We start from the raw sequence: 13,059 nt of genomic DNA, 5'->3' as shown, positions 1-13,059 counted from the left end.
GGAGGAACGGGACGTGGCGCACATTCTGGCTGTGGACGATGACCGCGATTTATGTGAGCTGCTGAAAAGCGCGCTGGAACGGGACGGTCATCAGGTCTGCCTGCTGACGCGGGGCGAGGACGTCACGCCCCGCCACTGCACCTGGGCGGACTGCATTCTTTTGGATGTGATGATGCCCGGCGAAGACGGCTTTGCCGTTTGCCGCCGCATTCGGGAGCTGGCGGACTGCCCGATTCTGTTTCTCACCGCCCGCACCGGCGAGGCGGATGTGATCCGGGGGCTGGGGCTGGGCGGAGACGACTATCTTTCCAAACCCTTTCACCTTGCCGAACTGCGTGCCCGGGTGAACGCACACCTGCGCCGCCAGCAGCGCGCGCCGCGCGCCCGGATGCGCCGGGGAGGGCTGGATTTTGACCTGGCGCAGAAAGCGGTGTTCCGGGAAGGCACCCCGCTGAAGCTGACCCGGGGCGAATACGCCATCTGTGAACAGCTGGCCTTGCACCCGGGGCAGACCTTTTCCAAAGAACAGATCTATGAGGCGGTGTTCGGCTTTGACGCCGATGGCACCGAAGCCGCCGTGACCGAACACATCAAAAACATTCGCGCCAAGCTGCGCGCCGTGGGGCTTGCCCCCATCGAGACCGTCTGGGGGATCGGCTACAAATGGAAAAGCGAGGACTGACCTTAAAGGGCGTGCTTGTGCGCTATCTGATATTCAGCGGCGGCACCTGCGCTGTTCTGGCGCTGCTGTGGCTGTTCGGCCTGGCACTGCTGATCAACATGGGGGTTCTGTTCCCCGCCAATGCGGGCGCCCAAAGCTTTTCCCAGGCGGTGTCCCGGGTGACGGAGTACACGGCGGACACCTTTTCTCCCGATTTGGTGCCGCCGCCCTGCCGGTACGCGCTGATTCAGGGAAACGATGTACTTTTCACCAACGCCCAGGGCGGCTATCTGCGGGCCCTGCAGGAATATCTGGCCGGAGAGAGCGAAGGTCTGACCAACCGGGTGCGGTGGTACACGCAGTATTACAACGCCGTCCGCCTGGCCGACGGGACCGTGTGTCTTTTTCAGTACGATTACGCGGTCCACTGGTGTACACCGGAGCTTCAGAACACCCTGCCGGATTTTCAAACCATGCATCTGCTCTCTCTGGCAGCGGTGTGTCTGGGCGCAGTGGCTTTGTATACCCGCCGCTCCGCCCGCATCGTGGCCCGGGACGCAGCGCTTTTGACCGACGCGGGCGCAAAACTGGCGGCGGGCGATGCATCGGAGCTGCCCGCCAACACCGCCAAAGTACGGGAATTCCGCCGCGCGCTGGACACCATGGACCGGATGCAGGGCCAGCTGGCCGAATCTCTGCGCGCCCAGTGGGTTCTGGAGCAGCGCCGCAGAGAAGACATGGCCTGCCTGGCACACGATTTGAAAACACCCCTGACGGTCATCACCGGAAACGGCGAGCTGCTGGCGGAGGACACACTGACCGCTGACCAGCGCCGCAGCGTGGAAGCGGTGCTGCGCAGCGCCCAAAGCGCCCTGGAATACGTGGACCGGATGCAGGCGCTGGCCCGTGCCGACGGAGAGCCATCACCCCGGACGCCGGTCTGTCTGACTGCTTTTACGAACCGGTGCGCCCAGACGGGCCGCGGACTGTGTGCCGCCCGAAAGCTGCGCTTTGTCTGCCGCCCGGGGCCGGACACGGTGTTTGAGGCCCGGGAAGAAGATTTGTGCCGGGCAGTGGCCAATCTGCTGGACAATGCCGCCCGCTTTGCCCAAACCTGTGTGAAACTGCGCGTGGAGATGGGAGAGGGGCAAATCCGCTTTTGTGTGGAAGATGACGGGCCCGGGTTCTCCCCCGCCGCGCTGCAGCGGGCCGGCCGGTCGCTTTATACAGGCGATGCAAGCCGCCCCCAGGGCGGACACACCGGCATGGGGCTCTGGTTTGCCCGGGCGGTGGCGCTGGAGCACGGGGGCGGGCTGGAACTTTTCAACGCGGACGGCGCATGTGCCGTTTTAACGGTCCGGCTGTAAATCTTTTGGGGAAAAGGGCTTTTCTTTCCCCGGGGTTTCTGGTATACTGTGCTTCAGAGACGTCATGAAGGCGTTTTTAACAAAGAAGTTCATGAAGGGCTTATTCCTGCATCCCGGGAATAAGTCTCTTCTTTTTTAAGGAGAATTTTTATGGAACAGACGGTTCCCTCCCGGCTGCGGGAATTTTTCGCCGGGCATCCCCGGGCCGCACTGGCTTTTTCCGGCGGCGTGGACAGCGCCTATCTGCTTTACGCTGCCCAGGCCTGCGGCTGCCGGGTGCGCGCCTACTATGTGCAGACCGCCTTTCAGCCCGCCTTTGAAGCGCAGGACGCGGAACGCCTGGCCCGGCAGCTGGGCGCAGAACTGCAGGTCCTGCACGCGGACATCCTGGATGTGGAAGCCGTGCGCCAAAATCCGGCTGACCGCTGCTACCACTGCAAAAACGCACTGTTCACCCGCATCTGCGCCGCAGCCGCCGCGGATGGTTTTGACCTGGTGATGGACGGCACCAACGCTTCGGACGACGCGGATGACCGCCCGGGCATGCGGGCACTGCGCGAGCTGGGTGTGGTCTCGCCCCTTCGCCTGTGCGGGATCACCAAGCAGGCCCTGCGGCAGTATTCCAAGGATGCGGGCCTGTTCACCTGGGACAAGCCCGCTTATGCCTGTCTTGCCACCCGCATTCCGACGGGAACCGTCCTTCGCGCGGAAGACCTGCGCGCCGTGGAGCAGGCGGAAGACGCCGTGCGGGCGCTGGGATTTACGGATTTTCGGGTGCGCATCACACCGGACGGCGGCGCAAAGCTGCAGGTGCCTGCGTCCCAATGGGACCGCGCAGCCGGTATGCGCCGGCAGCTGGGCACGGCGCTGGCTGCCTTTCCGTGGGCGTGTCTTGATTTTAAAACGAGGTGAAGAGCATGGAACAACGCGATGTACGCGCTTTGCTGGCGGCGGTGGCCAGCGGAGAAGTGACCCCCGAGCAGGCCGAGGCTCAGCTGCGGGTACAGCCTTTTGTGGATTTGGGATATGCCAAACTGGATACGCAGCGTCAGCGCCGCCAGGGCTCGGCGGAAGTGATTTACGGAAAAAGCAAGACCCCGCAGCAGATTTGCGGGATCGTCAGCGAAATGCTGCGCCGGGGCGGAACGGATATTCTGGTGACGCATCTGTCCGCCCAGGCGGCGGAGCAGGTGCGCACACTGGCGCCTTTGGACTGGGACGAACTCTCCGGGCTGGGCATCGTGAACCCGGACCCGAACCGGCCCGCACGGGGCCACATTGTGGTGGCCAGCGGCGGCACCAGTGACATGCCCGTGTGCGAAGAGGCGGCCCGCACAGCCGAGGCTCTGGGCAACCGGGTGACCCGCCTGTACGACGTGGGTGTGGCCGGTCTGCACCGGCTTCTGGCCAACGTGGATGTGCTGGCCAGTGCCCGGGTGGTCATCGCCGTGGCCGGCATGGAAGGCGCGCTGGCCAGCGTGGTGGGCGGCCTTGTCTCCTGCCCGGTGATCGCCGTGCCCACCAGTGTGGGATACGGCGCCAACTTCGGGGGGCTTTCCGCGCTTTTATCCATGCTGAATTCCTGCGCCAGCGGCGTCAGCGTGGTCAACATTGACAACGGATTCGGCGCCGGCTTCCTGGCCAGCCGCATCAATCAAATGGAGGGACTTGCATGAAAACGCTGTATCTGGAATGTTCCATGGGCGTGGCCGGCGACATGCTGATGGCTGCCCTGTATGAGCTTTGCACCGACAGCCAGAAGCAGGAGTTTCTGGCACGCATGCGCGCCTTGGGTCTGCCCGGCGTGGAGATCGCGCCTTTGGCGGCCAACAGCGGCGGCATTGCCGGCACGCATATGAAAGTCACCGTGGGCGGTGCGGAAGAGGATGAGCCCCATCCGGACGGGCACACCCACGCCTGTGCCGAAGAACACGAGCACCACCATCACGCAGAACACGCACAGGAACACCATCATCACGGAGAGGCGCACGCCCACGCGCATTCCCATCACCATCCGCATGTGCACCGCACCCCGCAGGATGTGCGCGCCATTTTGGAGCAGCTGCCTGTGAGCGAGCAGGTGCGTGCTGATGCCCTGTGCGTTTATCAGAGCATTGCCGAAGCCGAGGCCCATGTGCACGGCACCACCGTGACGGATATCCACTTCCACGAAGTGGGCACGCTGGACGCCATTGCCGACGTGGTGGGCGTATGCCTGCTGATGGAGATGCTGGGCGCCGAAGACGTGGCCGCATCCCCCATCCATGTGGGCCGCGGCCAGGTGCGCTGCGCCCACGGCATCCTGCCGGTGCCCGCGCCTGCCACCGCCTGGCTGCTGCGGGGCGCCCCCATCTATTCGGCGGATGTGGACGGCGAACTGTGCACCCCCACCGGCGCAGCGCTGGTCTGCCATTTTGCCCGGCGCTTCTGCGCCATGCCGGCCATGACCGTGGACGGCATCGGGTACGGGCTGGGCACCCGGGTCTTTTCCCGCCCCAGCTGCGTGCGCGCCTTTTTGGGCGAGAGCGCGCAAAAAGCCCACACCGTGGCGGAACTGCAGTGCAATTTGGATGACATGACCGGCGAAGACCTGGCGTATGCAGTGGAAATGCTGCTGGCGGAAGGCGCCCGGGATGCGTTCACCACGCCGGTCTTCATGAAAAAGGGCCGTCCCGGCTTTTTGCTGACCTGCATCTGCGACGAGGCGGATTCCGACCGGTTTGCCCGGCTGATGCTGCGCCACACCACCACCCTGGGTGTTCGCAAACGCATTTGCGAACGCACCTGTCTGGACCGGGAAGAGGTCTGCCTGAACACCGAACACGGCTCCATCCGCTGCAAGAAATCTCACGGATGCGGCGTGGAACGCCGGAAGCCGGAGTACGAAGACCTGGCCCGCATCGCCCGGGAGACCGGCCTCACACTGGAACAGGTCCGCGCCGTGGCAGAGCGCGCTTTGCGTGATAAAGAATGATTTGAGAAACAAAAAACCCGGTGTGCCAGTGGCACACCGGGTTTTTTCTGTATGACAACATTTGTTTTTCACAGGGTTTTTCGCACGGCGGAAAAACGGCGGTCCCGGTGCAGCACCCAGAACAGAAGCGCCGTGACCACCACCCCTTTGGCGATGCTGGAAATGCTGATGCTCCACCAGATTCCGTCCAACGCCAGCGCCGTAGCGGAGAGCGCCATGGCCATGGGAATGCGGGCCGCATTGCCCAGAATGCCGCACACCGACGAGGGGATGGGCCGCCCGATGCCCTGAAATGCCGCCGCCGAAACGCCCTCGATGCACATGAACATCTGAGACACGCCCAGAATGCGCAGATAGCTGACCCCCATGGGCGCCAGCTGGGGATCGGGGATGAACAGCCCGAACAGAAACGCGGGGAACGCCATCAGCACCGCAGTGGTAAACAAGCCCCAGCCGCCGATGATCCCCACCGCCCGCCGGTATCCCTGCTTGATGCGGTCATACTTGCCCGCGCCGTAATTCTGTGCCACAAAGGCGTTCAGCGCAGTGGAAAAGCCGTCCGCGGTCATCCAGGTGATGGATTCGACCTGGCTTCCCACCTTCTGCACCGCCACAGCCGCGTCGCCCCAGCCTGCCACCAGTCGGGCAATGATCATGGAAAGGCTGGAAAAGAACAGGTTCTGCACCGCTACCGGAAGCCCGATGCGCGCAATGTCCGCCCAGTCCGACCGGCGGCTTTTAGAAAACAGCTTCAGGTGAGGGAACAGGCGCTGGTCTCTTGCGGCCATCAGCACAAACATCACCAGCACCACCGCCTGGGCCAGCACCGTTGCCAGGGCCGCGCCCGCCACTTCCATGCGCGGGAAAGGGCCCACTCCAAAAATCAGCACCGGGTCCAGCACGATGTTGAACACCAGCCCTACCACTGTGGCTTTGAACATGGCCACACTGTTGCCCAGCGCCGTGAACAGCCCGGTAAAAATTTGAGAGAAAAAGGCAAACACCAGCCCCACCGCCACAATGACCAGATAGGTGCGGGCGTCTGCTATGGTCTGGGCGCCGTTCAGTTTGAAAAAGGCGATCAGCGGCCCGTTGAACGCGATGTATGCCGCCGTGCACAGCGCCACCAGCAGTGCGCACATGTGAAAGGCCGCCCGGGCCAGCCCTGCCGCCTCCGGGATGTTCTGCGCCCCCAGAGCGTGCGCCGCTTTCACCTGCCCGCCGATGCGCGGGATGGACACCAGCCCGTTTGCCACCCACAGATACATACCGGCCGCGCCCACCGCGGCCACCGCCTCGGCCGAGACGCGGCCGATCCACAACATATCCGTCAGATTATACGCCATCTGGATCAGTGAAGTGCCCATGATGGGCAGCGCCAGACGCGTCAACGCCGGAAGGATGGGTCCCTCCAGCAGATTTACATTCCGCACACGTGTACCCCCTGCAAAAATCGATTTTCCTCACTCACAGTGTATCACATCTGCGCACAGCTTCAACCACCTTTTTTGCATTCTTCCTCTTGACTTTCGGCAGAGAATCCGGTATTCTGTTTTTGGTTAGCAATAACTAACGAAGAAACGGGCACAAGCCCGTTTCTCTTTGGCCTGTAAGTTAGCCGCAGCTAACGTCTAAAAAGGAGTTTTTCCATGATGATCAACAAACGGCTGATCGGCACGGTCAGCGAATCCAAAAAATACATTGCGGCCAATGTGGCATTGCAATGGACGGCACTGCTTGCCAACATTGCCCTGAGCCTTGCGGTGAGCGTGTTTTTGCAGCGGCTTGTGCAGCACAGCGCCGCACCGGTGTGGCCACTGGTTTTGGCGGGTCTGACGGCGCTGGCGGCCCGTTTGGGCTGCACCGTCGGGGCCGGCCGCATGAGTTACCGGGCCAGCCAGACGGTCAAGCAGGTGCTGCGCCGCCGCATTTTTGAAAAACTGCTGCGCCTGGGTGCGTCCTACGATCAGCAAACGCCCAGCAGCGAAGTGGTGCAGGTGACCGTGGAGGGTGTGGATCAGCTGGAAACCTATTTCGGCGCTTACCTTCCTCAGTTTTTTTACAGCCTGTTGGCACCGCTGACGCTGTTCGTCGTGGTCAGTCAGATCAGCCTGACCGCAGCAGTGGTCCTGCTGCTATGCGTGCCGCTGATTCCCGTGGCCATTGCGGCGGTGCAGACCTTTGCCAAAAAGCTGCTGCGCCGGTACTGGGGCGAATACACCGCGCTGGGAGACACCTTTCTGGAAAATCTGCAGGGACTGACCACGCTGAAAATTTATGCAGCGGATGAACACCAGAACCAGGTGATGAACCAGGAGGCCGAGCGCTTCCGCCGGATCACCATGAAGGTGCTGACCATGCAGCTGAACTCCATCACCATCATGGATCTGGTCGCCTACGGCGGGGCGGCCCTGGGCATCGTCATGGCAGTGACCCAGATGCAGGCGGGCCGCGTGGGGCTGGCCGGCGGGCTGGCCATTGTGCTGCTCAGCGCCGACTTTTTTCTGCCCATGCGCCAGCTGGGTTCTTTTTTCCACATCGCCATGAACGGAATGGCGGCCAGCGAAAAGATTTTTCGCCTTTTGGACCTGCCCGAGCCGCCGCCCCGCCCGGACCGTGTGCCGGCGGACGGCGGAGAGATTCACTTGGAAAACGTGCGTTTTTCTTATGATTCAGAGCGGGAGATCCTGCACGGGGTCACCCTGCGCTGTCCGGCAGGCCGGCTGACCGCGCTGGTGGGCCCTTCCGGATGCGGAAAGTCTACCATTGCATCGCTGCTGACCGGGCGCAGCCGGGGCTACACCGGGCGTGTGACCATCGGCGGCACGGAACTGGCCCATGTGAGCGGAGAGAATCTGGCGACCTGCGTGACGTACATCGGCCACAACAGCTACCTGTTCAAGGGGACCGTCCGGGACAATCTGCAAATGGGGCGTCCGGACGCCGACGACGATGCCCTGTGGGACGCGCTGGAGCAGACCCGGCTGGCGGGCTTTGTGCGGGCCGGCGGCGGACTGGACATGGAACTGACCGAGCGGGGCGCCAATTTGTCAGGCGGTCAGCGCCAGCGGCTGGCCCTGGCCCGTGCGCTGCTGCACGACACGCCCGTATACATTTTTGACGAAGCCACCAGCAACATCGACGTGGAAAGCGAAGACGCCATTCTGGAGATCGTGCACCGGCTGGCGCGCACGCGGACCGTTCTTTTCATCTCCCACCGGCTGGCCAACGTGGCAGGTGCGGACCGGATTTATGTTCTGCAGAACGGCACCGTGATCGAAAACGGCACCCATGCCAGGCTGACCGCGGCGGATGGACTTTACAGCCGTCTGTGGAACCGTCAGCAGGCACTGGAGCAGGGCCTGGAACAGGAGGACGCAGGATGAAGCGAAGCAATTTTCAAATTATGTGGCGGCTGGTGCAGCTGGTGCGCCCCCTGACGGGCTACATGGTACTGGCAGTGGGGCTGGGTGTGGCCGGTTTTCTGTGTGCCATTTTCATTCCGATACTGGGCAGTGCGGGCGTACTGGGCGCGGCGGGAAGCGTGGGTTCCCTGCGCTTCGGCGCTCTGTTCGCGGCGCTGGGGCTGTGCGCACTGGCGCGCGGTGTGCTGCGTTACGGCGAGCAGGCCTGCAATCACTTCATCGCCTTCAAGCTGCTGGCGCTGATTCGGGACAAAGTGTTCCGCGCCCTGCGCCGGCTGTGCCCGGCCAAACTGGAGGGCCGGGACCGGGGCGAACTGATTTCCCTGATCACCTCGGACATCGAGCTTCTGGAAGTATTTTACGCGCACACGGTTTCCCCGGTGCTCATCGCTCTGCTGGTCAGCGGCCTGATGACGGCATTTATCGGCTGGTTCCACCCCCTTCTGGGCGCGCTGGCACTGGCGGGTTATCTGGTGGTGGGCGGTGTGCTGCCGCTGGCGGCCGCCCGGATGAGCCAAGGCACCGGCATGGCGCTTCGGACGCGCGCGGGAGCCCTTTCCGCCTACGTACTGGACAGTCTGCGGGGCCTGACGGAAATTCTGCAGTACGGTGCGGGCGAAGCGCGAAGCGCCGGGCTGACCCGGCACACCGATGCGCTGAGCGATGCCCAGCTGCGTCAGAGCGACTGCACTGCCCGCACCAGCGCGGTCACCGGTGCGGTGATTCTGCTGTTTGATCTGGCCATGCTGGCTGCAGCTGCCGGGCTGTACCGGGCGCAGGCAGTGACCGCCGCCGGGCTGGTGATTCCGGTGGTGGCCATGATGAGTTCCTTCGGGCCGGTGATTGCGCTGGCCAACCTGGGTGCTTCTCTGCAAAGCACGCTCGCAGCGGGAAACCGGGTGCTGGACCTGCTGGAAGAGCAGCCCCGTGTACAGGAGGTACAGGCCCGCCCGGCCTGCGTGTTCTCAGGCGCACAGGCGGACCGGGTCACGTTCTCCTACGGCGGGCAGACGATCCTGTCCGATTTGTCCCTGACGGTTCCGGAAAATCAGGTGATCGGCATCACCGGCCGCAGCGGCGCGGGAAAATCCACCCTTCTGAAACTGCTGATGCGCTTCTGGGACGCGGACAGCGGACAGGTGCGGGTGTCCGGGCGGCCGGTACAGGAGGTGAACACCGCCGATCTGCGGGCCATGGAGAGTTTTGTGGAACAGGATACCCATCTGTTCCACGACAGCATCGAGAACAACATCCGTCTGGCCAAGCTGGACGCCACCCATGATGAGGTGGTCCAAGCGTGCAAAAAGGCGTCGCTCCACCAGTTCATCCTGTCGCTGCCGCAGGGGTATGACACCCCCGTGGGCGAGCTGGGCGACACGCTGTCCGGCGGGGAGAAACAGCGCATCGGTCTGGCCCGCGCCTTTCTGCACGGCGCGCCGCTTTTGCTTTTGGACGAACCCACCAGCAATCTGGACAGCCTGAACGAAGCCGTGATTTTGCGGTCTCTGCACGCGGAGCGCGCGGGAAAAACCGTTGTCCTGGTTTCACACCGGGCCTCCACCATGCGCATTGCCGACCGGGTCTATTCTGTGGAAAAAGGAAGGATGAGCTGATGAAAACCAAAAAACTGCTGTATCTTGCTTTGGGCTGGGTCTGCCTGGGCCTTGGCACCCTGGGCGTGGTGCTGCCGCTGCTGCCCACGGTTCCCTTTTATCTGGCCACTGTGTTCTGCTTTTCCAAAGGTTCGCAGCGGCTGCACGACTGGTTCATGACCACCCGCCTTTACCAGAACTTTGTGGTGCCTTTCCGGGAAAAGGGCGGCATGTCTCTGCGCAATAAGCTGACGGCTATGATCACGGTCACGCTGCTGCTGGGATTCGGATTCTGGATGATGGACGCAGTGCCCGTGGGCCGCGCTGTGGCGGCGCTGGTCTGGCTGGGGCACGTCTATGTGCTGTTCCGGCGCATTCCCACACTGGCGCCTGGCGCGGAGCACGCCCCATGAACCAGGACCAGCTTCAGCGCAAACGGGACCGGGAAAAACAGGTGGTGCGGGAGATGATCGCCCTGTACTGCCGTAAAAACCACCGGCACCCGGACGGATTGTGCCCTGCCTGCGCCGCATTGGACGCCTATGCCCGTCAACGCAGCGACCGGTGCCCGTTCATGGAGAACAAAACGTTTTGTTCCAACTGCCGGGTGCACTGCTACAACCGGGAAATGCGCGAACAGATCCGCCGGGTGATGCGGTTTTCCGGTCCGCGGATGCTGCTGCATCATCCGGTGATGGCCCTGCGCCACGTGATCGAGAGCCGGCGCGAAAAACAGAGGATGAAAAAAGAGGGAGGCTGACGCCTCCCTCTTTTATTGCTTTGCTCTGTCCAAAAACGGCGCGTACATGGTCAGCGCGTGGTTTTCGGTGATGTATTCTTCCCATTGCTGGCCGGTGGTCAAATCCCGGCATTGGCGCCAAAGCTGATTGTGCCGGGAAAAGCCGCCCCAATACTCCCGTGCAAACCGGTGCTCCCGTTCCACGATCTCGTATTCCACCCGCGGAGCGGCCGTGCAGCGCCATTCCCCTTCCAGATCCCGGTCTCCCACCTTCACCCGCAGCTGCCAGGTGTCCGGCGTGTCGTTGCGCACCATCAGGTCCCGGTACGGATACACACAGGTGGCGCCGGAGCCAAAGGGCTGCGTGCGGTTCGCGTCCGGAAATACATCGTAGGAATGCCGATACCGCTCGGTCACAGTCAGGGGCGTGTGCAGCGTCATCCAATAAATCAAATTGGAAAGCTGGCACAGTCCTCCGCCCACGCCGGGGCCAAAGGTGCCGCAATAAAGCACCATGCCGTCCACATAGCCCTTGCGCCGGGCGGGGTTGCCGATGCACTTCCAATAGCTGAAGGTCTGGCCCGGCTTCAGAAGCAGCCCGTCCAGCCGCGCGCATGCCAGCCGCAGATTGATGATTTTGTTGTACTGATACTGCATGTCCACATCCTTCAGCTTCCGCAGCAAAGGCGTGTGGTGCGAAGCCGCCCGCCAGGGCAGTTCGTCGGCACTTTGCTCCCGGGCGAAGCGATAGCCGCCGGTATACCACTGCACATACCGTTTTGCCGTGTAAAACGCCGTTCCGGCAGCACGCCGCAGCTGGCTGCGCTGCCTGGGACGCAGGTCCTGATTCATGACGCTCTCCCCTCCATTCCGCCGCCGTTTCTTTATCTCGTCACTCCAAACCAGGCCAAAAAGGCGATTCCTGCTGCCAGAAACAGCGCTCCCACCTGGCGATATGTTTTTTCGGCATACTGCTGATTTTTGTAAAACAATTCAAACGCAACTCCAAAGAACAGCAAAGACAAGCTTCCTTTCCATGCCGGATTGCCTTTGAACAGGCACAAAATTGTTAAAATTTGTGCCGCTGCAATGACATATTCAAGCGAATGGCTTTTTGCCTGCGCATCGATCTGCTGCTTCCGTTTGTCCTGGACAGGCTTTTGTTTGGATGCCTGCACCATTGTTTTTCTCCCGATTCTCTGCATAAAATTTTCGGTAAACTTGAACGAAGTTGGTTTCATACTACCACAAAACCTTCGCAGGGTAAAGCCTCTTTTGCCGTCCGGGCAAACATTGAACCGGCCTGCCCCGTGCGCTATAATAAGAGCAGCAAGAGGAGGGGAAAATTTCAATGGAAGATTGCAAGATTGCCGTATTGGGCATCGGCGGTGTGGGCGGCTATCTGGCCGGCATGCTGGCCAGCACATATTCTGACGTTTCTTTCGTGGCCCGCGGCCCGCGCAAGGCGGCGCTGGAGGCCCACGGCCTTCAGCTGCACAGCGAATACAGCGGCGAAATCACGGCCCGGCCCGCCCGGGTGGTAGAGACCGCCGCGGAACTGGCGCCGCTGGACTATCTGTTCATCTGTGTAAAAAACTATTCGCTGGAGCAGGCGTGCAAAACCCTGGGCGCCAGCGTGGACGACCACACCGTGATCATCCCGGTGATGAACGGCGTGGACCCTGCCGAGCGGGTGCGCACCTTTGTAGGGCGCGGAACCGTGGTGGAATCGCTGATTTACACCGTGGGCTTTTCCAACCCGGATTTTTCCGTGACGCAGCAAGGCGATTTCACCACGGTGAAGCTGGGCATCCCCCACGCCACACCCGCTCAGCAGGCCGCTGTGGAGCGCACAAGGGACATGATGGTCCACGCCGGGATCGACACACAGATCTGCGCGGACATTCAGGCGGAGATCTGGCGCAAGTATATGCTGAACTGCGCCTACAATGTGCTGACGGCCGCATACAACCGCACCATCGGCCAGCTGCGGGATGACCCCGTCACAAGGCAGGAGTACCGGGATCTGCTTCTGGAGACCCTTGCGGTGGCTCAGGCCAAGGGCGTTGCTCTCACCCGGGAGATCGCGCTGGCGGAATACGATCGTTTCCTGCACAAATTGGAGGATGACGCCACCAGTTCCCTTCAGCGGGATCTGCACCCTGCTGACGACGCGCCGCCCCGCGAGAGCGAGCGGGACACCTTCAGCGGGTATCTGGTGCGGGAAGCCCACCGGCTGGGCATCTCCGTACCTTTGTCCGAACGGTATGACCAAATGCTGCGAAACATGTGACCATCTCT

The 13,059-nt window shown here is 62.3% G+C and carries 13 protein-coding genes; 10 read left to right on the top strand and 3 right to left on the bottom strand.

The features are described 5' to 3' along the window. Nucleotides 1–13 precede the first annotated feature (13 nt). The 5 genes from ACKTS9_RS13050 to larC all read left to right on the top strand — a co-directional run bounded on the left by ACKTS9_RS13050 (nucleotide 14) and on the right by larC (nucleotide 5,002). On the top strand, nucleotides 14–682 hold the full coding sequence (locus ACKTS9_RS13050; protein WP_349215796.1) for a response regulator transcription factor: 669 nt from the start codon (nucleotides 14–16) through the stop codon (nucleotides 680–682). Then, nucleotides 664–2,028 carry a sensor histidine kinase gene (locus ACKTS9_RS13045; protein WP_349215797.1) on the top strand — a complete coding sequence of 455 codons (1,365 nt, stop codon included), beginning with the start codon at nucleotides 664–666 and terminating at the stop codon, nucleotides 2,026–2,028. Before ACKTS9_RS13050 ends, ACKTS9_RS13045 begins: the two co-directional genes overlap by 19 nt. A 150-nt stretch (nucleotides 2,029–2,178) precedes the next feature. Further along, nucleotides 2,179–2,940 (top strand): ATP-dependent sacrificial sulfur transferase LarE, encoded by a 762-nt coding sequence (gene larE / locus ACKTS9_RS13040; RefSeq protein WP_349215799.1) that lies wholly within the window; start codon nucleotides 2,179–2,181, stop codon nucleotides 2,938–2,940. A gap of 5 nt (nucleotides 2,941–2,945) precedes the next feature. After that, nucleotides 2,946–3,704 carry a nickel pincer cofactor biosynthesis protein LarB gene (gene larB / locus ACKTS9_RS13035; RefSeq protein ID WP_349215800.1) on the top strand — a complete coding sequence of 253 codons (759 nt, stop codon included), beginning with the start codon at nucleotides 2,946–2,948 and terminating at the stop codon, nucleotides 3,702–3,704. Continuing rightward, nucleotides 3,701–5,002 (top strand): nickel pincer cofactor biosynthesis protein LarC, encoded by a 1,302-nt coding sequence (gene larC / locus ACKTS9_RS13030; RefSeq protein ID WP_407881294.1) that lies wholly within the window; start codon nucleotides 3,701–3,703, stop codon nucleotides 5,000–5,002. The genes larB and larC overlap by 4 nt, the downstream gene beginning before the upstream one ends. A gap of 68 nt (nucleotides 5,003–5,070) precedes the next feature. On the opposite strand, the gene ACKTS9_RS13025 is transcribed toward larC, so the two are convergent. Further along, nucleotides 5,071–6,435, bottom strand: coding sequence for an MATE family efflux transporter (locus ACKTS9_RS13025; protein ID WP_407881292.1), 1,365 nt, complete (start codon nucleotides 6,433–6,435; stop codon nucleotides 5,071–5,073). Between the two features lie 219 nt (nucleotides 6,436–6,654). Between ACKTS9_RS13025 and ACKTS9_RS13020 the strand changes: the two genes are divergently transcribed. From ACKTS9_RS13020 to ACKTS9_RS13005, 4 genes are read left to right on the top strand one after another with little or no spacing between them, the layout of a single operon-like run. Continuing rightward, the gene (locus tag ACKTS9_RS13020) at nucleotides 6,655–8,388 is read left to right on the top strand and encodes an ABC transporter ATP-binding protein/permease (protein WP_349215853.1); all 1,734 of its coding nucleotides are present in this window, start codon (nucleotides 6,655–6,657) and stop codon (nucleotides 8,386–8,388) included. Beyond that, complete coding sequence (locus ACKTS9_RS13015; RefSeq protein ID WP_349215805.1) at nucleotides 8,385–10,040, top strand: amino acid ABC transporter ATP-binding/permease protein; 1,656 nt, start codon at nucleotides 8,385–8,387, stop codon at nucleotides 10,038–10,040. The genes ACKTS9_RS13020 and ACKTS9_RS13015 overlap by 4 nt, the downstream gene beginning before the upstream one ends. Then, on the top strand, nucleotides 10,040–10,432 hold the full coding sequence (locus ACKTS9_RS13010) for a YbaN family protein (RefSeq protein ID WP_349215806.1): 393 nt from the start codon (nucleotides 10,040–10,042) through the stop codon (nucleotides 10,430–10,432). Before ACKTS9_RS13015 ends, ACKTS9_RS13010 begins: the two co-directional genes overlap by 1 nt. Further along, complete coding sequence (locus tag ACKTS9_RS13005) at nucleotides 10,429–10,779, top strand: nitrous oxide-stimulated promoter family protein (protein WP_349215807.1); 351 nt, start codon at nucleotides 10,429–10,431, stop codon at nucleotides 10,777–10,779. The genes ACKTS9_RS13010 and ACKTS9_RS13005 overlap by 4 nt, the downstream gene beginning before the upstream one ends. A gap of 12 nt (nucleotides 10,780–10,791) precedes the next feature. Here ACKTS9_RS13005 and ACKTS9_RS13000 read toward each other — a convergent pair whose 3' ends face one another. After that, entirely contained in the window at nucleotides 10,792–11,610 is an 819-nt protein-coding gene (locus ACKTS9_RS13000) for a VanW family protein (RefSeq protein WP_349215809.1), read from the bottom strand. Between the two features lie 32 nt (nucleotides 11,611–11,642). Next, complete coding sequence (locus tag ACKTS9_RS12995; protein WP_349215810.1) at nucleotides 11,643–12,110, bottom strand: hypothetical protein; 468 nt, start codon at nucleotides 12,108–12,110, stop codon at nucleotides 11,643–11,645. On the opposite strand from ACKTS9_RS12995, the gene ACKTS9_RS12990 reads away from it, so the two are divergent. Beyond that, complete coding sequence (locus ACKTS9_RS12990) at nucleotides 12,110–13,051, top strand: ketopantoate reductase family protein (RefSeq protein ID WP_349215811.1); 942 nt, start codon at nucleotides 12,110–12,112, stop codon at nucleotides 13,049–13,051. The genes ACKTS9_RS12995 and ACKTS9_RS12990 overlap by 1 nt on opposite strands. The last annotated feature ends 8 nt before the right edge of the window (nucleotides 13,052–13,059 follow it).

It is taken from the genome of Owariibacterium komagatae (assembly GCF_045865535.1).
Taxonomy (GTDB): domain Bacteria; phylum Bacillota; class Clostridia; order Oscillospirales; family Ruminococcaceae; genus Ruthenibacterium; species Ruthenibacterium komagatae.
Note: the sequence above shows the minus strand (reverse complement) of the source record. Positions and strands in the feature narration are given on the sequence as shown.